The organism is Pseudomonas sp. Ps21-P2 (genome assembly GCF_039672565.1).
Lineage (GTDB): Bacteria > Pseudomonadota > Gammaproteobacteria > Pseudomonadales > Pseudomonadaceae > Aquipseudomonas.
This window is the reverse complement of record NZ_JBDFPL010000003.1, coordinates 633,711-652,153: the sequence shown is the minus strand read 5'-3', so window position 1 is coordinate 652,153 and position 18,443 is coordinate 633,711. Positions and strand designations below refer to the sequence as shown.

At 61.7% G+C, this 18,443-nt stretch carries 20 protein-coding genes; 16 read left to right on the top strand and 4 right to left on the bottom strand.

All coding sequences use genetic code 11. The features are described from left to right. Nucleotides 1–57 precede the first annotated feature (57 nt). Complete coding sequence (locus tag ABEH28_RS10400; protein WP_346626234.1) at nucleotides 58–948, bottom strand: RluA family pseudouridine synthase; 891 nt, start codon at nucleotides 946–948, stop codon at nucleotides 58–60. A 411-nt stretch (nucleotides 949–1,359) separates the two neighbouring features. Here ABEH28_RS10400 and ABEH28_RS10395 point away from each other — a divergent pair, with 411 nt between their 5' ends. Continuing rightward, a complete protein-coding gene (locus tag ABEH28_RS10395) occupies nucleotides 1,360–1,626 on the top strand; it encodes a hypothetical protein (protein ID WP_192172009.1) in 267 nt (88 codons plus the stop codon). A gap of 57 nt (nucleotides 1,627–1,683) precedes the next feature. Here the strand turns inward: ABEH28_RS10395 and ABEH28_RS10390 are convergent, their stop codons facing one another. Beyond that, nucleotides 1,684–1,923 carry a glutaredoxin family protein gene (locus ABEH28_RS10390; RefSeq protein ID WP_346629858.1) on the bottom strand — a complete coding sequence of 80 codons (240 nt, stop codon included), beginning with the start codon at nucleotides 1,921–1,923 and terminating at the stop codon, nucleotides 1,684–1,686. A 260-nt stretch (nucleotides 1,924–2,183) separates the two neighbouring features. Here ABEH28_RS10390 and ABEH28_RS10385 point away from each other — a divergent pair, with 260 nt between their 5' ends. The 9 genes from ABEH28_RS10385 to ABEH28_RS10345 all read left to right on the top strand — a co-directional run bounded on the left by ABEH28_RS10385 (nucleotide 2,184) and on the right by ABEH28_RS10345 (nucleotide 11,800). Beyond that, nucleotides 2,184–2,498 (top strand): YqjD family protein, encoded by a 315-nt coding sequence (locus ABEH28_RS10385; RefSeq protein ID WP_065991492.1) that lies wholly within the window; start codon nucleotides 2,184–2,186, stop codon nucleotides 2,496–2,498. A gap of 5 nt (nucleotides 2,499–2,503) precedes the next feature. After that, nucleotides 2,504–2,890: a phage holin family protein gene (locus tag ABEH28_RS10380; RefSeq protein ID WP_192172011.1), complete on the top strand. Its 387-nt coding sequence runs from the start codon at nucleotides 2,504–2,506 to the stop codon at nucleotides 2,888–2,890. Beyond that, nucleotides 2,887–3,228, top strand: coding sequence for a hypothetical protein (locus ABEH28_RS10375; RefSeq protein WP_192172012.1), 342 nt, complete (start codon nucleotides 2,887–2,889; stop codon nucleotides 3,226–3,228). Before ABEH28_RS10380 ends, ABEH28_RS10375 begins: the two co-directional genes overlap by 4 nt. Before the next feature lie 142 nt (nucleotides 3,229–3,370). After that, the gene (locus ABEH28_RS10370; RefSeq protein ID WP_346629857.1) at nucleotides 3,371–4,534 is read left to right on the top strand and encodes an EAL domain-containing protein; all 1,164 of its coding nucleotides are present in this window, start codon (nucleotides 3,371–3,373) and stop codon (nucleotides 4,532–4,534) included. Between the two features lie 95 nt (nucleotides 4,535–4,629). Continuing rightward, nucleotides 4,630–5,961 (top strand): deoxyguanosinetriphosphate triphosphohydrolase, encoded by a 1,332-nt coding sequence (locus ABEH28_RS10365; RefSeq protein ID WP_192172014.1) that lies wholly within the window; start codon nucleotides 4,630–4,632, stop codon nucleotides 5,959–5,961. Nucleotides 5,962–6,270: 309 nt separating this feature from the next. Continuing rightward, on the top strand, nucleotides 6,271–6,660 hold the full coding sequence (locus tag ABEH28_RS10360; RefSeq protein WP_192172015.1) for a response regulator: 390 nt from the start codon (nucleotides 6,271–6,273) through the stop codon (nucleotides 6,658–6,660). 363 nt (nucleotides 6,661–7,023) lie between these two features. Next, nucleotides 7,024–7,650, top strand: coding sequence for a response regulator transcription factor (locus tag ABEH28_RS10355; protein ID WP_346629856.1), 627 nt, complete (start codon nucleotides 7,024–7,026; stop codon nucleotides 7,648–7,650). Nucleotides 7,651–7,658: 8 nt separating this feature from the next. Further along, nucleotides 7,659–11,336 carry a transporter substrate-binding domain-containing protein gene (locus ABEH28_RS10350; RefSeq protein ID WP_346629855.1) on the top strand — a complete coding sequence of 1,226 codons (3,678 nt, stop codon included), beginning with the start codon at nucleotides 7,659–7,661 and terminating at the stop codon, nucleotides 11,334–11,336. Then, complete coding sequence (locus tag ABEH28_RS10345) at nucleotides 11,333–11,800, top strand: GNAT family N-acetyltransferase (protein WP_346626237.1); 468 nt, start codon at nucleotides 11,333–11,335, stop codon at nucleotides 11,798–11,800. Before ABEH28_RS10350 ends, ABEH28_RS10345 begins: the two co-directional genes overlap by 4 nt. Before the next feature lie 20 nt (nucleotides 11,801–11,820). On the opposite strand, the gene ABEH28_RS10340 is transcribed toward ABEH28_RS10345, so the two are convergent. After that, nucleotides 11,821–12,762 carry a LysR family transcriptional regulator gene (locus ABEH28_RS10340; protein WP_346629943.1) on the bottom strand — a complete coding sequence of 314 codons (942 nt, stop codon included), beginning with the start codon at nucleotides 12,760–12,762 and terminating at the stop codon, nucleotides 11,821–11,823. A gap of 106 nt (nucleotides 12,763–12,868) precedes the next feature. On the opposite strand from ABEH28_RS10340, the gene ABEH28_RS10335 reads away from it, so the two are divergent. Further along, on the top strand, nucleotides 12,869–14,053 hold the full coding sequence (locus tag ABEH28_RS10335; protein ID WP_346629854.1) for an MFS transporter: 1,185 nt from the start codon (nucleotides 12,869–12,871) through the stop codon (nucleotides 14,051–14,053). Nucleotides 14,054–14,169: 116 nt separating this feature from the next. On the opposite strand, the gene ABEH28_RS10330 is transcribed toward ABEH28_RS10335, so the two are convergent. Further along, on the bottom strand, nucleotides 14,170–14,583 hold the full coding sequence (locus tag ABEH28_RS10330; protein WP_346629853.1) for a helix-turn-helix domain-containing protein: 414 nt from the start codon (nucleotides 14,581–14,583) through the stop codon (nucleotides 14,170–14,172). A gap of 84 nt (nucleotides 14,584–14,667) precedes the next feature. On the opposite strand from ABEH28_RS10330, the gene ABEH28_RS10325 reads away from it, so the two are divergent. The 5 genes from ABEH28_RS10325 to ABEH28_RS10305 all read left to right on the top strand — a co-directional run bounded on the left by ABEH28_RS10325 (nucleotide 14,668) and on the right by ABEH28_RS10305 (nucleotide 18,406). Continuing rightward, the gene (locus tag ABEH28_RS10325; protein ID WP_192172020.1) at nucleotides 14,668–15,525 is read left to right on the top strand and encodes an SDR family oxidoreductase; all 858 of its coding nucleotides are present in this window, start codon (nucleotides 14,668–14,670) and stop codon (nucleotides 15,523–15,525) included. 119 nt (nucleotides 15,526–15,644) lie between these two features. After that, on the top strand, nucleotides 15,645–15,953 hold the full coding sequence (locus ABEH28_RS10320; protein WP_192172021.1) for an RcnB family protein: 309 nt from the start codon (nucleotides 15,645–15,647) through the stop codon (nucleotides 15,951–15,953). Between the two features lie 82 nt (nucleotides 15,954–16,035). After that, the gene (locus ABEH28_RS10315) at nucleotides 16,036–16,356 is read left to right on the top strand and encodes an RcnB family protein (RefSeq protein WP_192172022.1); all 321 of its coding nucleotides are present in this window, start codon (nucleotides 16,036–16,038) and stop codon (nucleotides 16,354–16,356) included. A 169-nt stretch (nucleotides 16,357–16,525) separates the two neighbouring features. Continuing rightward, nucleotides 16,526–17,455, top strand: coding sequence for an AEC family transporter (locus ABEH28_RS10310; RefSeq protein WP_346629852.1), 930 nt, complete (start codon nucleotides 16,526–16,528; stop codon nucleotides 17,453–17,455). Between the two features lie 24 nt (nucleotides 17,456–17,479). Further along, nucleotides 17,480–18,406, top strand: coding sequence for a LysR family transcriptional regulator (locus ABEH28_RS10305; RefSeq protein ID WP_282371507.1), 927 nt, complete (start codon nucleotides 17,480–17,482; stop codon nucleotides 18,404–18,406). Nucleotides 18,407–18,443: the final 37 nt, after the last annotated feature.

The window sequence follows — 18,443 nt, the reverse complement described above, 5'->3', positions numbered from 1 at the left end:
AATCGAGCGGGTCTTTTTTTGCCTGGAATAACCGGGCCAGGCTGGGCCTGAGCCGCGTTACCAATCCAGTGTGATCCGGCTCTCGAAGACCCTTTCCTCTCCGGTCACCGGATCAATGAAGCGCAGTCCCTGGGCGAGCAGTTTGAGCGGATTGGCGTAGTCGTCCACGGCATCCTTGAGCACGTCGGGGTAGAACGGGTCGTTGCAGATGCCGGCGCCCAGGGCGGCCATGTGCACGCGCAGCTGGTGTTTTTTGCCCGTCACCGGGTACAGCGCGTAACGCCAGAGCCCGCCATTTTGTTCGCTGACTTCGACGCGGGTCTCCGTGTTGCTCGGCCCCTCTCCCTCCTGCATGCGGAAGAAAGGGTCACCGTCGACCAGCCGGCTTTTGTGAACGCGCGGGAACGCCATGTCCGGGAGAGCCGGCGCGATCGCTTCGTAGCGCTTTTCAATTCGCCGGGTCGGAAACAGCGCCTGATACGCCGACCGCGTTCGCTTGTTGGCCGAGAACAGCACGAGGCCCGCCGTGTGCCGGTCGATGCGGTGCAAGGGCACCAGGTCGGGATTGTCGAGGGTGCGAATCAATCGCCGCAGCAGGGTCTGCTCGACGTACTCGCCCGCCGGGGTGACGGGCAAAAAATGCGGCTTGTCGGCGACCACCAGATGCTCGTCGGCGTACAGGATCGACTCCTGCACCGGGATCGGCGTTTCGTTGGGCACTTCGCGAAAGTAATGGATGCGCAAGCCTTCGCGGTAACCAAGGTCCACCGCGATCGGCTGGCCGTCAGCGTCGAGCACCTTGCCCCGCGCGATGCGGTCCAGCCACTGCTCGCGGCTGATGGCACTGAAGCGCTCGCACAGGCAATCGAGCACCGTCAGCCAAGGCCCGGGCGGCAGATACAACGTGCTGGCTTGACGGTGGGCGGCGGTAAACACAGGTGCGGGCATAAACGGCTCAGAATAAAAAGGGTGATGGCGGCAAGGCTGGCATTATCTACGCCGAAGAATCTTTGCGCGACCGGGCGAACAACAGTTTTGCCGGGAGGCTCTAGCACGCGCCACACGGAAGTGCGCGACGTTATGTCGCACGGAAAACCGGCGCCAGTTGTCTGACAACCACAGGTCCGCGCTGGATGCGCAAATTGATTTGTCCTAAAATGTTTCGAAATCGGCACGCAGGCGCGAATCCGAGCGGACACGAACAGCCTCGTGACCGAAATCGAAAACGCCTGCCAGACCTGAAACTCATAAAAAGAAAGCCCGTCATCGACGGGCTTTTTTCGTTTTCAGGATTTGTACCGCGCATTGAGCGCTGCTGCCGGCCACAGATTTCCTTTCGCAACTTTTGAGGTTACGCCCATGCTGGTTCAATTCTTCCAATGGATCAAACGTCTCTCCACCGGGACTTCATCGCAGAACGATGAAAACTACTCTCAGTCCTTTTCCAACGAAGACCATGACGTGGGTCGCTGGACGTTCATGTCGGTGTTCATCGTGCTGACCCTGAGCCTGTATATCGTCGCCGGCCTGGGCTACTACGCCAAAGTCCACGTCTGGGACGGCATGACCGAGGAGCAGAAAGCCGCCGTCGCTCAAGCCATGGTGGTCGACACGCAATACCTCTGACCCGCAATCTCTGAAGCCGATGCTGAAACGGGGGTTCATGCCCTGATCACGTGTGCTTCAGCCGCTCAGAAACAGCACGACCTGATCGGTGTCGAACGGCCAGTCCAGTTCGGCACCGGTGTCTGTCCGCCTCAGCACGGGAATCCTCAGACCATAGGTTTCGTAGTCCGCCTCGCGCTCGGCGATGTCGACCAGCTCCACCATCAAGCCGTGCTCCACCAGCGGCATCAGTACGGCCCCGGCCACCTCGCACAAATGACACCCCAACGTTCCGAACAGCTGACATTCCGGTGGCATGGCTGGGCCCCTCTGTGGCTGCGATTCCAAGGGTTGGATCGACAAGTCTAGAACCGGCCGCCAATACCGTCGAGTCGGCGCACGCGTCCTGATGTTCTTCGAATCGCCCGCCCACACTGGAGCGCGACGTTCGGCGAGTGCACCGGAACAGCGCAGAACCGCTGCAGACGAAACGGTGGCTCAGTTCACGCGATTGGAATGAACCTTCAGGAATGCGCCATACTCGAAACCCCATATCGTCATCCCCTAAGGAGAAAACCATGGCTCGACCTACAGCAGAAAAAGCCCAGGACATTTTGATGTCTGACTTCCAGACGCTGGTTGCCGATACGGAAAAACTGCTGGCGCACACGGCCTCTCTGGCCGGTGAACAGGCTGACGAGCTGCGTGAGCAGATTCGCGAAAGCCTGCTGCGTGCCCGCGAGACCCTCAAATTGACCGAAGAAACCCTGCGCGCACGGGGCAAGGAAGCGGTCATCGTCACTGAGGACTATGTTCAGAACAATCCATGGCAATCGGTAGGCATCGCAGCTGGCGTCGGCTTTCTGCTGGGCCTGCTGGCCACCCGGCGCTAACGGCCATGACGCAGCCGACAGGTCCAACCGGGACCGAACAATCCTCTTCGCCACGGCGGCTGGGTGCGGCCATTCTGGGGCTGTTGCACACCCATGTCGAACTGTTCGGCATCGAGCTTCAGGAGCAGAAAGCCCGTACCGTCAGGCTGTTGCTGTTCGCAGGCCTGGCGCTGGTTTTCGCGTTGCTGCTGCTCATCGGCCTGTCCGCGCTGCTGCTGGTTCTGGTCTGGGACAGCTATCGCCTCTACGGAATCATCGGCTTGTGCGGGTTGTACACACTGGCGGCATTGTTCTGCGCCATGCGGCTCAAGGCAGCTGTTTTCGATGAGTCTTCACCCTTCCATTCGACCCTGGAAGAACTGGCTAACGACCGCGAGCGACTGATGCCATGAGCACACCTCAATTGCCCCAGACCCACAATCGTCGCGAGCTGCGCAAAGCGCTGATCCGCCTGCGCATGGAGATGCACCGTCAAGAGATCCGTCAGGAATCCTCGCGATTGATGCATCCCCTGCAACGCATGCGCGGCATGGCCTCTGACCTGCCCGGCTCCCTCGGCATCAAGCATGGGCCGCTGTGGGGCGTCGGCGTCGTCACCCTGCTGGGATTTCTCACTGGCAAGGGCACGCGCAGCAAAAAAACCGGCAGCGTCACCCGGCTAATCAAGTTCAGCGCAACCGTTTTGCCGTTGATCAAAATGGCCCTGCAGAACTCGTCCCGCCGTCGCTAAACGCCTTCTGGCTGCATTCTTGCTAACAAACCCCGCCTTGCCCGATATGCGTATCGGGTGAGACGACGGTGCTTGTCGAACGAGAACCCGCAGCCACTCCCTCGCCAACGCCACCCCACTCAATCGCCACTAAGGAGGCCATGTGTTCGATGGGCAACCCCTCGCCTGTTTTCAGCCGTTCATCGACACCGCGACCGGCCGCATCGCCGGCATCGAAGCCCTGGGCCGCCTGCGCCAGGCGGATGGCAGCCTGCAATCGATCGGCCCACTTTTTGCGGATCCGCGGCGGCCGGCCGTGCAATTGCGTCGGCTGGACCGGCAGGTTCGCGACAACGCCCTGAGCCGTTTCCCTGAGGCGCCCGGCGACTGGTTCCTCAGCCTGAACATCTCCCCGCGCTGGATCAGCCGCCTGCGCCCCGATGAATCGCCACCCAGCCTCAAACAGCTGCAGAGCTATGGGATCCCCGCAGAACGGATCGTCTTCGAAATTACCGAGTTGAGCGGCGACGGGCAGCGCCTCAATGAGGTAGTGGCCCGCTACCGCGACGCCGGCGCACGCATCGCCATCGATGATTTCGGCGCCGGCTATTCGCAGCTGGACCGGGTGCTGGCGTTGCAACCCGACATTCTCAAGCTGGACATGCGCCTGTTTCAGGCCGCAGCCCGGGGCGGCCCCAGCAGCGATGTGGTCAAGGCCCTCGCGCAGATGGCGGAGAAAACCGGGTGCTGGATCATCGCCGAAGGCGTCGAGACAGAAGCCGAACTGGACTTCGCCCTCGAATGCGGCTCGCGTTATGTCCAGGGCTATCTGTTCGCCCCGGCGCAGCTGGATTTCTTCGCAGCCGATGCGTTCGTCGACCGCTTCGCTGCCCTGCGCGATCGTTACGTGATGAGGAAAGTCGCCGAGCGGGAACAGCTGATGACCCTGCGCAGGCAACTCACGCAATTGATGTCCCGGCTGCAGCGCTGGGCCGAAGGCAATGCGTCGCTGAGTGATTTGCCCCAGGTCACGGACTTCCCATGGCTGTTGCGCTTTTATCAGTGCGACCGCCACGGCACGCAGCTCACGCCCAATCTGGAATGGCGCAACGGGGCCTGGACGGCGGACGCCCGGTATCTGGGCCATAACTGGTCCTGGCGGCCCTACTTCTATCACCTGCTCGCCGAGGGATGGCACGAGAGGCGCCTGACGCTGTCGAGCACCTACCGCGACGCCACCAGCAATCAGTATTGCCTAACCGCTGGGCAGTTCTTCGACAACGGCGAGCGTCTGTTGCTGATCGATGTCGACGCGGCCGGGTTTTGACGGTGCTTGCTGGTGTCGTTTCATCGATCTTGTGCTTGCAGCGTGCGGGGCGAACCGGGAAGCTAGCGCGGTAATCACCCGACGGAGTACCGGCCTTGGATTGGCAAACCCTGCTCACCCGCGAGCGCCTTGGCAAGACCCTGCACAGCCCTGAAGAATTGGGGCGCAGTCCGTTCCACAAGGATCACGACCGGATCATTTTCTCCGGGGCCTTTCGCCGTCTCGGCCGCAAGACTCAAGTTCATCCGGTCACCAGCAACGACCACATCCATACGCGCCTGACCCACTCGCTGGAAGTCAGTTGCGTCGGCCGCTCGCTGGGCATGCGCGTCGGCGAAACCCTGCGCAGCGCCCTGCCCGACTGGTGTGACCCCAGCGATCTGGGCATGGTCGTGCAATCGGCCTGCCTAGCCCACGACATCGGCAACCCGCCGTTCGGCCACTCCGGCGAAGACGCCATTCGCAACTGGTTCAAACAGGCCGCCGGCCGTGGCTGGCTGGACGCGATGAGCGAGGTCGAGCGCAATGACTTCCTCAATTTCGAAGGCAATGCCCAGGGCTTCCGCGTCCTGACTCAGCTGGAATACCACCAGTTCGAGGGCGGCACGCGGCTGACCTACGCCACCCTGGGCACCTACCTGAAATACCCGTGGACGGCGCGTCACGCCGACTCGCTGGGCTACAAGAAACACAAGTTCGGTTGCTACCAGAGCGAGCTGCCGATCCTGGAGCAGATCGCCGGCAAACTCGGCCTGCCGCAGATCGAGGACCAACGCTGGGCCCGGCATCCGCTGGTGTACCTGATGGAGGCTGCTGACGACATCTGCTACGCGCTGATCGATCTCGAAGACGGCCTGGAAATGGAGTTGCTCACCTACGACGAAGTAGAGTCGCTGCTGCTGGGTCTGGTGGGCGATGACCTGCCGGAGACCTATCGCCAGTTGGGACCGAATGACTCGCGGCGTCGCAAGCTGGCGATTCTGCGGGGCAAAGCCATCGAGCACCTGACCAACGCCGCCGCCCGCGCGTTCGTCGAACAGCAGGACGCGCTGCTGGCCGGCACACTGCACGGTGATCTGGTCGAGCACATGCACGGGCCGGCCAAACGCTGCGTGCTCAACGCCAAGGACATGGCGCGCAAGAAGATCTTTCAGGACAAGCGCAAGACGCTCCACGAAATCGGCGCCTACACCACGCTGGAGATCCTGCTCAATGCGTTCTGCGGCGCGGCACTGGAGCAATTCGGCGGGCATGACCTGTCGTTCAAGAGCCGGCGCATTCTCGATCTGCTCGGCAATAACGCGCCCGACCCGAGCTGGCCGCTGCACACGTCCTTTCTCCGGGTCATCGATTTCATCGCCGGCATGACCGACAGCTACGCCAGCGAAATGGCCCGTGAAATGACCGGGCACTCCAGCCCCGTCTAGCGGCGCCTTTAGCCGTCGCGCCTTTTCGAAGGCGCTGGCAAAAGCCCGAATCCGACCCTGAATCAGGGCCCGGATTCGGGCTTTTCTCGTTGGGCCTTCAGGCAATCCAACAGCAACTTCGGATATTTCCTACACAACCGTCGGAATGCCCTTATCGCTGGTCGTACATCCCTGCCGAATAATCCGCGCCATTCCGAGCCTTGGGACAACTCGACCCATTACCTCCCGAAGACACCGCTCGCCCTGCGAGCGCGCCGCCAGCCCGCCTTCAAACAGCGGCGCTCACTTCCCCTACGTCTGGAACCGCCGATGTTCACTAAAGATTTCCGAATCCTGCTGGTAGAGGATCATCCGTTTCAACTGATCGCCTTGCAGATCCTGCTGAACAACCATGGCCTGTACCGCATCACGCCGGCGCTCAATGCCAGCGAAGCACTCGGCGCCATGGAGCGCAGCGCCGAACCCTATGACCTCCTGCTCTGCGACCAGCGTCTGCCCGGTATGTGCGGCCTGGAGCTGATACAGACGGCGAACCAGCGCGGCTTGATCCAGCGTGCCGTCCTGCTCAGCGGCCTCGATGCCGATCCGCTGGCCACCCTTGAGTCGGAAGCCAAAGCGATGGGCCTGCCATTGCTGGGGTGCCTGAGCAAACCGCTCAACACCCTGGAGCTGATCAGTCTGCTGTCCACACCCGCGTAATGTTCGCTTGCAGGCCGGTCTTTCCCTGTCTGTGTCAGCACTCATCCAGGCCAATGCCGAGTGCGCATTTCTGATGTGCCGTTGATATCCGGCAAGCGACGTATTTAAAAATGTAGGCACAGTTTCGCGAATGTGTAGGGTTATTCCGATTCGAAATAAACACGTGCGTTTAAATGCATTTAATTCAAGGGTAACTGCAGTTACGTATTAAACATTCATGACCGCTGCGTGCATCCATGTACGCACATACGCTTATTTCTGTAGGAACATTCCTATATAGCGCTTCGGGCATGATCTCCTTATGTGCGCCTTGAACATCTGAGATAAGGTGCGCGCTTTCTTGCCACCCGTTATGGATTCATCATGAACTCAATTTTTATTATCGACGACCACCCGGTCATACGCATGGCCATACGTATGCTTCTGGAAAACGAAAATTACGAGGTGGTCGGAGAGACCGACAACGGCGTCGACGCCATGCAGATGGTCCGTGAATGCATGCCCGACCTGATCATCCTCGACATCAGCATCCCCAAGCTGGACGGGCTCGAAGTCCTCGCCCGCTTCAACGCCATGAACCTGCCCTCGAAGATTCTCGTACTCACCGCTCAGGCGCCGAGCCTGTTCGCCATCCGATGCATGCAGTCGGGGGCCTCGGGTTATGTGTGCAAGCAGGAAGACCTCAGCGAACTTGTCAGCTCGGTAAAAGCGGTATTATCCGGCTACAATTACTTTCCCAGTCAGGCCCTTGCCGCGTCGATCAAAAAAGAGGGTGACCCCAACGAGCTTGAGCGCTTCAAACTCGTCAATGACCGTGAACTGATGGTGTTGCAACTGTTTGCCCAGGGGCGGACAAACAAGGAAATCGCCAAAGGCATGTTCCTCAGCAACAAAACGGTCAGCACTTACAAAATCCGATTGATGCAAAAACTCAAGGCCAAGACTCTGGTAGAACTTATCGAGATGGCAAAACGCAATTCGCTAGTGTGAGAGACAGGATGCCAAAGGCGTTAAAGGACTATTGGATAGCAGCCGTGATGGTCTGCGTGGGCTTCGATACCCAGGCAGATCCCCTGGCACCGGAACGCTACACGCTGCTCAGCCGCTCCAACCCTGCGCACATGGACGTGACGCTGGAGCGCGCCCAGTGGCAATGGGTGCGCAACAAGCGCGAACTGGTGGTCGGCACCTCCGCGCCGGACTACCCGCCTTTCGACATGACCCTGACCGGGCACGACTACGAAGGCTTTACCGCTGATTACGTCGGCATTCTCGGGCGCGTACTCGACCTGCCGGTCAAAGTCCTGCGTTTCGCCAGCCGCGACGAGGCGGTGCAGGCGCTGAGCAAAGGCGAAATCGACCTGCTGGGCAGCGCCAACGGCTATGAGGCGGCGTCGCGCGGGATCGTGCTGTCCACGCCCTACGCCGTTGATCAGCCCGTGCTGGTGACCCGCGCGGGAGAAACCCGACCTTTGAGCGGCGACCTCAACGGTTTGCGCCTGAGCATGGTTTATCACTACCTGCCGCCGGAGGAAATCGCCTCGCTGTATCCCAAGGCGCGCCTGCAGACCTTCCCCTCCTTCCAGAGTGCGATCAACGCCGTGGCCTTCAACCAGGCCGACGTGTTTCTGGGGGACACGATTTCCACTCACTACGTGATCAACAAGGGCTATCTGAACAACGTGCAGATGGCCAATTTCGGCAAGCACGAGGCAAACGGTTTCAGCTTCGCGGTGGAGGCGTCCAACCCGGTACTGCTGGACATCGTCAATCGGGTGCTCAAGGGCATTCCGGTGGAAGAGCGCATCGCCATTTCCAAACGCTGGGGCGCCGGCAGCGACCTGATGCTGACCGACCAGAAGCTGCAGCTCAATCAACGGGAAGAACGCTGGATCGCCCAGCACCCGACCGTTCGCATGGTGTTCAACGAAGCCTACGCGCCGCTGACGTTCTTTGATGCGGCCGGCAATTTCAGCGGCGTCACCGCTGATTTACTCGAACTCATCCGCCTGCGCACCGGGCTCACCTTTAAAGTCAGCCATGCCGCCAGCATGAACGACATGACCAATCAGTTGAGCCAGGGCCAGGCCGACCTGATCGGCGCGATGATCCCCAGCGAAGAGCGCCAGAACCGCTTCAATTTCAGCCGCCCCTACATGGACAACGTGTTCGTGCTGGTCACGCGCAAGGAAACCTCGGCGCCCTCCAATCTCGATCAACTGGACGGCAAGCGGGTGGCGCTGGCCCTCAGCAGCCCGATCCTGCCCTTCCTGCGCGACCACCACCCGGGCATTTATCCGGTGGAGGTCGACAATCCGGCGCAAGCCCTGGACATGCTCGCCCACGGCCGGGCAGAGGGCGCCATCACGTCGCTGTTCAGCGCGAGTTATTTCCTGTCTTCCCGGGCGTTGAACGACACGCTGCAGATGCGCGTGACGGTCGGGCAGGAACCGGCGCGCATTGCCATGGCCACGTCCCGCAATGCCACCGAGCTGACCTCGATTCTTGACAAGGCGCTGTCGAGCATCGCCCCGGAAGACCTGGCCGCGATCAACAATCGCTGGCGCACCTATACCCCGCCAAGCAGCGGCGCGTGGCACGACTATGAGCTGTTGATCTATCAAATCATCGGCGGCGCCAGCCTGCTGCTGCTGGGCTCGCTGGCCTGGAATGCCTGGATGCGCCGGCAGATCAAACAGCGCGAGCGAGCCGAGCGGGCGCTCAACGACCAGTTCGAATTCATGAGCGCGCTGGTCAATGGCACGCCTCATCCCATCTACGTCCGCGATCGCGACGGCCTGCTGCAAATGTGCAATGAAAGCTACCTCGCCGCCTTCGCCGCGCGGCGCGAGGAGGTGATCGGCGAAAGCATTCTGGACGGCATATTGAGCGACACTGAAGAGGCCTTGGGCTACGTCGAGGATTACAAGCGTGTCATGGCCGAAAACGAGCCGCTGATTCTGGATCGCTCGCTGCACATCGGCGGCCGCGAGCTGACGATCTACCACTGGATCCTGCCGTTCCGCGATTCCCTCGGCAAAGTGCAAGGCATCATTGGCGGCTGGATCGACATCAGCGAACGGCGGCAATTGATCGAGCAGCTGCAGACGGCCAAGGAGCTGGCGGATGATGCCAACCGCGCGAAAAGCACCTTTCTGGCAACCATGAGCCATGAGATCCGCACGCCCATGAACGCGGTGATCGGTATGCTAGAGCTGGCCCTGAAGCGTGCCGACCATGGCCATCTGGACCGCCCGGCCATTGAAGTGGCCTACAGCTCGGCGAAGGATTTGCTGGAGCTGATCGGCGACATTCTCGACATCGCGCGCATCGAATCCGGCCGATTGAGCCTGAGCCCCGAGCGCGCAAATCTGCGCCAACTGGTCGAATCCGTGGTGCGGGTGTTCGACGGCCTGGCCCGGCAAAAAAGCCTCACGCTGGCCCTGGATCTGGACGCGCGAACCAACACGGACGTGCTGATCGACCCGCTGCGTTTCAAGCAGATCCTTTCTAATCTCATCAGCAATGCCATCAAATTTACCGAAATGGGTCAGGTCAAGATCAGCCTGCAGACCGAAGCCGGCCGCAGCCCGCAGCAAATGCGCGTGCAGGTGGTGATTCACGACAGCGGCATCGGGATCACCGAGCAGGACCAGCAGCGGTTGTTTGCGCCCTTCGCCCAGGTCGATCAATCAGGGCAGCTGGCGCGCACTGGCGCAGGGCTGGGTCTGGTGATCTGTCGCAGTCTGTGCGAAATGATGGGCGGAAACCTGACGCTGAGCAGCCGTCCCGGGGATGGCACGCGAATCGAGATGACCTTCGAATTCACTACCCTGGAGCCGCTCGATGCGAAGAGCATTGCCCGCGAGGCGGCGCCCCACGCCTCGGGCCAGCTGCACATTCTGATCGTGGACGATCACCCGGCCAACCGCCTGCTGCTGTTCGAGCAACTGTGCTTTCTCGGGCACCGTTGCGACATGGCGCTCCAGGGCGCCGAAGCCCTGGAGCGCTGGCGTGCAGAGCGTTTCGATCTGGTGATCGCCGATTGCAACATGCCGGTCATGAACGGCTACGACCTGACGCGGGCCATCCGCCAGCTGGAGCAAACCGAGGCACGTCCGCGCTGCACCGTGCTGGGCTACACCGCCAATGCGCAGCCGGAGGAAAAGCAACGCTGCCGTGATGCCGGCATGGATGATTGCCTGTTCAAACCCATCAGCCTGACCGCGCTGAACGACCGCTTGAGCAAGGTCATGCCGCTGCGAGCCTCGTCTGCGCCGGGCATGCTGCCCGCCGTGCCCGTTCAGCCGCCCCAGGCGGTGTTCGACCCGCACGCCATCGAAGCGCTGACCGGCGGCAGGGCCGACATGAACGAGCGGTTGCTCGCTCAACTCATCGCCAGCATTCATCAGGACCGTGCCGAGCTGAACGCGACCACGCACCCGGAGCAGCTGAAAGACATCGGCCACAAGGTGCGCGGCGCCGCGAACATCATTTCCGCGACGGCTGTCATCGAGGGCTGCGAAGCGCTGGAAGCGGCCTGCGAGGCCGAAGCGCCGGCCGCCACTATCGGCGAGCGGCAGTCAGCCCTTTATGAGGCGATGGGCGCGCTGGAGCAGGCGTTGGTGGCTTATCGCGGGAAAGCGCTCGTGCCCCAGGCGGGGCCGCAGACATGATGCTGATGCCGATGACCGCCGCTGATTTTCAGGCATTTGCTGCCCGCTCGGTCGCCGGGTATGCCCGGGATATCGCGCGCACCTACGGATTGTCTGAGGCGCTGGCCGTCGAAAGCGCCAGCGCTGACTTCAACGACCTGTTGGCGGAGGGTCTGGACACCGAGGGGCATTGGTTCTACTGCCTATGCATCGACGAAGGCGTTGAGGTGGGCAGCCTGTGGGTAGGCGTCGTCGAGGACCCGCCGTTGCCGGCCAGGCTGTTCATCTACGACCTGGAGATTCATCAGGCCTTCCGACGTCAGGGCCTGAGCCGGCAGGCACTGAGCGCCGTCGAAGCGTGGGCCATCGAGCGCGGTATCCGGCGTCTGGAGCTCAACGTATTTGCTGACAACCATGGGGCGCGGAGGCTGTACGAAACGTCGGGGATGGCTGTCTGTGAAATAACCATGGGCAAAGATTTATAGCCCGCCGATGTGTGCCCCGTTCAGACCGGCCCGGTAGCAGAATCGACGCTGCCGTAGGGCGCCAGGTGCTCGCTCAGGTATTTCAGCAGAATGCTCACTTTCGGCAGCGCCTCTCGGGTTTTCAGCCAGACCAGATTCATCGGCAGTCCATCGGTGGCAAGCTCCGGCAGCACTTCAACCAGCCGTTCTTCGTTGAGGTGGGTTTGCACCAGCCAGGTCGGCAATTGCGCGATACCATGCCCGGCCAGCGTGGCCGATACTTCGCCCTCCCCGTCGCCGACGGCAATCCGCGGATGAATGACGCGCCGCTCCTGATCCCCCGGCACGCGCCCGCGAAAATACCAGGGCCCGACCTGCCCGTCGGACTGGCCGTAGGCGATGCAATGATGATGCTCAAGATCGGCGTCCGTCTCGGGCCGACCGTGCTCGGCGATGTAACTTGGCGCGGCGCAGAACACCAGTCGCTGAGCGCCGATGAAACGATGCCCCAACCCCGCCGCCCATGCATCGCGCCCGCCGATTCTGACCACGATATCAATGCCTTCATGCACCGGGTCGATGAACCGGTCGGAGAACGAAATGTGTGGCTGCAGCAGTGGGTATTCCCTGACGAAGTTGAGGATCAGCGGCAACACATGGAGACGTCCGTAGGAGGCCGGCAAATCGATCCGCACCCGGCCATGGGGCTCATGCCGCTCCGATGCAAGGGCCAGCTCGGCTTCTTCGAGATCAGCCAGCACGCCGCTGCAGGTGGCGTAGAACTTCACGCCGGCTTCGGTGAGGGCCAGGCGGCGCGTGGTGCGATTAAACAGGCGCTGGCCCAATCGCTGCTCCAGGCGGGCGATGCTTTTGCTGACCGCCGATGCTGTCAGGTTCAGCTTCAATGCGGCGTTGGCGAAGCTGCCGAAATCGGCCACGGCCACAAATACATCAATGCCCTTGAGACGCTCGGATGAGAACACGGCGATTACCATTGCTGAACTGAGTTCGCGATAGTAAGTCATTTATGTCGCGGATGAGAACTCACATCTCCAATAGGCTATGGCAACGTCCATTGGAGCTTCTTCTATGCAACCTTCACATTCCGCAACGGCCTCTGCGCCGGATGCCTCGTCTCGATCAGGGATACAAATCCTGATCATGGCGATCGCTGCATTCATCATCGTCACCACTGAATTCCTCATCGTCGGCCTGCTTCCGGCCATGGCCAAGGACTTGGGCGTGTCGATCGCCGTGGCTGGCCAGGTGGTGACACTGTTCGCCTTTACCGTGATGTTGTGCGGGCCGTTCCTCACGGCAAAACTGGCCGGCGTCGAGCGCAAGAAACTCTTCACCATCATCCTGCTGGTGTTCGCCGCTTCCAACGTGCTGGCGGCGCTGTCCACCAATATCTGGGTCATGGCCCTCGCGCGCTTCATTCCGGCGTTGGGCCTGCCTGTGTTCTGGGGCACCGCCAGCGAAACTGCCGGGCAACTGGCAGCACCCGGCAAATCGGGTCAGGCGGTGTCGCGGGTCTACCTGGGCATTTCCGCCGCTCTGGTGTTCGGTGTGCCGTTGGGCACCGTCGCCGCCGACACCCTCGGCTGGCGCGGCAGCTTCTGGGTCCTGGCCGTCATCTCGCTGGTGATCGCCATCCTGATGCAACTGTGCATGCCGACCTTGCCTTCCTCCCCTGCCAAGCACGGCGAGAAGCAGACCGACATCCTGAAACAGCCACGCTTCCTCGCCCACGTGTTGCTGTCGGTGCTCGCGTTCACCGCGATGTTCACGGCTTACACCTACCTGGCCGATATCCTCCAGACCCTGGCCGGCGTTCCGACCAATCAGGTCGGCTGGTGGCTGATGGGCTTCGGTGCGGTCGGCATGATCGGCAACCAATGGGGCGGAAAGTTGGTCGATCGCAGCCCGCTGGGCGCGATGGTGCTGTTCCTGGTGATTCTGAGTATCGGCATGGCCGCCGCCATTCCATTGGCCACGGACCACGTCTGGCTGATCGCCGCGCTGGTCTTGTGGGGCGTTGCGTACACCGCACTGTTTCCGGTGTGCCAGGTGCGTGTGATGCAGGCCGGTGCCAAGGCTCAGGCACTGGCGGCGACCATGAACATTTCGGCGGCCAACGCGGGAATTGGCTTGGGTGCGATTTTTGGCGGGCTGGGTATCGGCCACTTCGGACTGGGGTCGCTGGGCTGGATCGCGACCGGGATCGCCGCCCTGGCGATTGTGGTTGCGCTGTTGATGATGCGTAAGCGTTAAGCACTCGGTCTGGCAGTGAAGCGATGTTGGGCTGCTGCCTTGCCAGGCAGAACACGCAGCGTCGGGATGCCGCTTTTTGAGCGCGGCATCCCGAATCTGCCGATGAGAAGAACCGGTCACTCAGGTGACGACGCTTTCCCTTCCCGCGCCGCCAGAATGCGCGGCAGATTGTCTTCGATCCAGGTGGTCAGCCCGTCCATCTGCAGGGCGACCTCCTCCCCCATCGCCGTCAAACGGTATTCGACATGGGGCGGCACCACCGGCAGCGCTGTGCGGTCGACAAACCCATCCTGTTCCAGGCTCTGCAGCGTCTGCGACAGCATCTTTTCGCTGACGCCGCCGATCTTGCGCCGCAGTTCACTGAACCGGTGCATGCCGTCCAGCAACACCACCAGCACCAGCACGCCCCAGCGGCTGCACACATGATTGAGGATTTCCCGCGACGGGCAGTCCCGGGCCAGCACCTCTCCGGTACAAATACGCTCGAGCAGTGAGACGGAGCCTACCGAGGGCGAAGCAATATCGTTCATGACACTTACCTTTTCGTACGTACTTACGAAAGGTTAGCACGGTGACTATGCTGATCGCTCAATCAACTTCGTTCGGGAATCATCATGATCGTCATCACCGGTGCATCAGGTCAGCTGGGCCGCCTCGTCATCGCTCAACTGCTCGAAACCGTGCCTGCCTCGCAGATCGTTGCGGCGGCCCGTGATCCGGAAAAGGTTGCTGACCTCGCCGCCAGGGGCGTGCAGGTTCGCCAGGCCGATTACGCGCAGCCGACCACTCTGGACCAGGCCTTTGCAGGCGCCGAGAAAGTCCTGCTGATCTCGTCCAGTGAAGTGGGCCAGCGGGTCGCTCAGCATCAGGCGGTGATCGACGCGGCCAAACGCGCGGGCGTGAAACTGCTGGGTTACACCAGCGTGCTCCACGCCGACACCTCGGCGCTGGGCCTGGCCGAAGAACACAAGCAGACCGAGGCGGCCCTGGCGCAATCCGGCGTTCCGGCGGTGGTGCTGCGCAATGGCTGGTACCACGAAAACTACACGGCCGGCGTTGCCCACGCGGTAGAGAACGGCGCCCATTACGGCAGCGCGGGTGATGGCCGGATCAGCTCTGCCGCCCGGGCAGACTACGCAGCGGCAGCGGCCGTCGTACTGACATCCACTGAGGATCAGGCGGGCAAGGTCTACGAGCTGGCCGGCGACGAGTCCTACACGCTGAAGGAATTTGCCGCTCAAATCGCGCAGCAATCCGGCAAGCCTGTCGTCTACACCGATCTTCCCGAGGCCGATTACAAGGCTGCGTTGCTGCACGCCGGGCTGCCGGAGTTCGTCGCCGAGTTGCTCGCCAACTCCGATGCCGCTGCGGCCAAGGGTGCCCTGTTCGACGACACTCGCCAGTTGAGCCGCCTGATTGGCCGGCCGACCGCACCGCTGTCGGCGAGCATTGCCGAAGCGCTGCCCCGGTAACCTTCGCTGCCGCCTCGCAGCTGCACGCGGGCGGCACGCCAGCACGGGCACTGAATGATTTGCGCCCCTCAGGGTCGAAACCAATGACAGCGCACCACGCGCTGGCCAAGGAGTTTCGAATGAACAGCAAATCGCTCATTGCCGGTCTGGCGATTCTGGGTAGCGTTTCCGTTGCAAGTTTCACGGTCCAAGCCGCCAACGCAACGGAGCCGACCATTCAACCTTCCCGAGACAATATGCGGGAGCTCGAAGTCGGCAGCCGTTCGCCGCAGGAATTCCAGCGTCCGGACGCCGCGATCAAGGACTGGAAAGCCAAGGGTCTGGAAGAACCGGCCAAAATGAGCCAGTGGACGCGCATCCACGACAAATACGTCGAAGTGCAAACCACCAACGGCCAGATCACCAAGATTGTCCCGATCGAAAAATAAACCGGGGCACTGACCCAGCGCGTCGGGTCCGTGCGGCGCGCACCAGGTCAAAGAACCTATACGGACGACCAAAGGAATTCCCATGAACATCAAAAAACTGATGGCTTGCGCGGCAGTGGTCACTTGTCTGAGCGGCACCAGCTTCACGGCGATGGCGCAAACCCCTGCGACCAAAAGCGTGCAGGCGGAACACACCAATGAACAGTACAAGGTCGGCGACACCACCCATGACCTTTACAAAGACGAGCGCGTCGGCGTCAAGGACTGGCAAGGCAAGGGCCTGACCGCGCCCAAAGAAGGCACGCAATGGGTACTGATCAGCGATAAATATGCGCTCATCAACATGGAAGACGGCAAAGTCCTAGACATCGCGCCGGGCAATCTCAAACCGCTGAAAAAGTAATTGCCGACGTAACGTCCACCGTGCCCGACATCCCTCGGGCACCGCTTTGCCTTTTCCCCTCATCCAAATGCTCGCCACCCCTTGCAACGGCTGACAAGAAAGGTTGCACCCTAACGATTGCGCCCTCTACTCTGCGGCTCCTGTCTGTTGCGCCATAGGCCCGGGTTCGATGTCTTCCGTCTTGAATGTCTTGCTGCCCATCTTCGCCCTCATTCTGGTGGGCTACCTCTGTCGCCGCACCAACCGCCTCGGACCGACCGCCGCCTCTGAAATCAACCGAATGGTGGTCTGGCTGTGTTTGCCGGCACTGCTGTTCACCGCCACTGCCCACGCCACCTGGGCGCAGATCTGGCACCCGGGTTTCGTGCTGACCTTCACCCTGTCGACTATGGCGATGTTCGTCATTACCCTGCTGCTGCGGCGCCGGAAAGCCGGGTATTTTGCCGATGCCAGCATCGACGCCCTCAGCGCCTCCTACGCCAACACCGGCTACATCGGCATCCCGCTGTGCGTCATGGTGCTGGGGCAGGACGGCCTGGAGCCGGCGCTCATCGCCTCGTTGCTGGTGGTCTGCGTGGTGTTCGGCATCGCTCTGGTGTGCATCGAAATCGGGTTGCAAAGCGAGGCCCGGGTGCACCGCATCGTGCTCAAAGTGCTGCTGGCACTGGCGAAAAACCCGCTGGTGGTCTCGCCGATACTGGGCGCCTGCTGGGCGTCGACCGGCATGGCATTGCCGGGCGCGCTGGATAAATTCCTCAGCCTGCTGGGTGCCGCGACGACGCCCTGCGCGCTGATTTCCCTGGGCCTGTTTCTCGCTCAGAAACAGCAAGGCCCCCGTGAGGGCACGACGCTGCTGGTGCTGATCAAGCTGATTGCTCACCCGCTGCTGACCTGGTTTCTGGCCTTTCGGGTCTTTCACCTGCCGCCGCTGTGGGCCAACTCTGCCCTGCTGTTGAGCGCTCTGCCCACCGGCACCGGGCCGTTCATGCTGGCCGAGTACTACAAGCGCGAGGCGTCGGTGGTGTCGAGCACGATTCTGATCTCGACGCTGGGCTCGCTGGTGACGCTGTCGCTGTGCATTTACTACATCAACGGTTGACGGGCACAGGATAGGTGCATCGCAATGAACAAGCTGGATTTGCTGAAAACCTTCGTCAGGGTCGCCGAGCTGTCGAGCTTCACCCACGCCGGCGACGCCTTGGGCCTGCCGCGCTCGACGGTGTCGGAGCATGTGCGCAGCCTCGAAGAACTGCTCGGCGCACGACTGCTCCTGCGCACCACGCGCAAGGTGCAGGTGACCCCCGATGGCCAGGCGCTGTATGAGCGCAGCAAGGATGTGCTCAGTCAGATGGACGAGCTGGAGGGCCTGTTCCGCCAAGACAACTCGGCGCTCAGCGGACGGCTGCGGGTGGACATGCCCACCGCCATTGCCCGGCGCCTGGTGATGCCACGGCTGGGTGAATTCCTTGAGCGGCACCCGCTGATCGAGCTTGAAATCAGCAGCACCGACCGGCGCGTTGATCTGGTCCGCGAGGGCTTTGATTGCGTGCTGCGCATTGGCGCCCTGCCGGACACGCCGCTGATCGCACGCAACGTCGGCCTGTTCGGGATGATCAACTGCGTCAGCGAGAGCTATGCCGAGCGGTTCGGGATTCCGCAGAATCTGGAAGACCTGCAGCAGCATCGGCTCATCAACTACGCACCGGCTTTCGGCGCTGCCGAATCGTTATTCGAGTATTGCCGCGAGGGCAAGGATTTCCATGTGTCGATGCCCTGCAGTGTGACGGTGAACAACATTGAAGCCTACGAGGCGGCGTGTGTCGGCGGGCTGGGGATCATCCAGATTCCGCGCCTGGCTGACGCTTACCAGCAGCAACGCGGCGCCTTGATCGAAATCCTCCCCGAGTACCGGCCAACGGCGATGCCGGTGTCGCTGCTCTACGCCCATCGCCGCCATCTGCCCCAGCGGTGCCGGGTGTTCATGGATTGGCTGGAGCAATTGCTGGGGGAATATGGGGTGATGTCGAAGGGCTCGCGAGGGCGGCGTTAACAGGCTGGTAGGACCGGCTTTAGCCGGGAACGCATCG

Coding starts and splice junctions, on each gene's coding strand:
- ABEH28_RS10400 (WP_346626234.1), bottom strand. CDS start 948: ATGCCCGCACCTGTGTTTACCGCCGCCCACCGTCAAGCCAGCACGTTG.
- ABEH28_RS10395 (WP_192172009.1), top strand. CDS start 1,360: ATGCTGGTTCAATTCTTCCAATGGATCAAACGTCTCTCCACCGGGACT.
- ABEH28_RS10390 (WP_346629858.1), bottom strand. CDS start 1,923: ATGCCACCGGAATGTCAGCTGTTCGGAACGTTGGGGTGTCATTTGTGC.
- ABEH28_RS10385 (WP_065991492.1), top strand. CDS start 2,184: ATGGCTCGACCTACAGCAGAAAAAGCCCAGGACATTTTGATGTCTGAC.
- ABEH28_RS10380 (WP_192172011.1), top strand. CDS start 2,504: ATGACGCAGCCGACAGGTCCAACCGGGACCGAACAATCCTCTTCGCCA.
- ABEH28_RS10375 (WP_192172012.1), top strand. CDS start 2,887: ATGAGCACACCTCAATTGCCCCAGACCCACAATCGTCGCGAGCTGCGC.
- ABEH28_RS10360 (WP_192172015.1), top strand. CDS start 6,271: ATGTTCACTAAAGATTTCCGAATCCTGCTGGTAGAGGATCATCCGTTT.
- ABEH28_RS10355 (WP_346629856.1), top strand. CDS start 7,024: ATGAACTCAATTTTTATTATCGACGACCACCCGGTCATACGCATGGCC.
- ABEH28_RS10350 (WP_346629855.1), top strand. CDS start 7,659: ATGCCAAAGGCGTTAAAGGACTATTGGATAGCAGCCGTGATGGTCTGC.
- ABEH28_RS10345 (WP_346626237.1), top strand. CDS start 11,333: ATGATGCTGATGCCGATGACCGCCGCTGATTTTCAGGCATTTGCTGCC.
- ABEH28_RS10335 (WP_346629854.1), top strand. CDS start 12,869: ATGCAACCTTCACATTCCGCAACGGCCTCTGCGCCGGATGCCTCGTCT.
- ABEH28_RS10330 (WP_346629853.1), bottom strand. CDS start 14,583: ATGAACGATATTGCTTCGCCCTCGGTAGGCTCCGTCTCACTGCTCGAG.
- ABEH28_RS10325 (WP_192172020.1), top strand. CDS start 14,668: ATGATCGTCATCACCGGTGCATCAGGTCAGCTGGGCCGCCTCGTCATC.
- ABEH28_RS10320 (WP_192172021.1), top strand. CDS start 15,645: ATGAACAGCAAATCGCTCATTGCCGGTCTGGCGATTCTGGGTAGCGTT.
- ABEH28_RS10315 (WP_192172022.1), top strand. CDS start 16,036: ATGAACATCAAAAAACTGATGGCTTGCGCGGCAGTGGTCACTTGTCTG.
- ABEH28_RS10310 (WP_346629852.1), top strand. CDS start 16,526: ATGTCTTCCGTCTTGAATGTCTTGCTGCCCATCTTCGCCCTCATTCTG.
- ABEH28_RS10305 (WP_282371507.1), top strand. CDS start 17,480: ATGAACAAGCTGGATTTGCTGAAAACCTTCGTCAGGGTCGCCGAGCTG.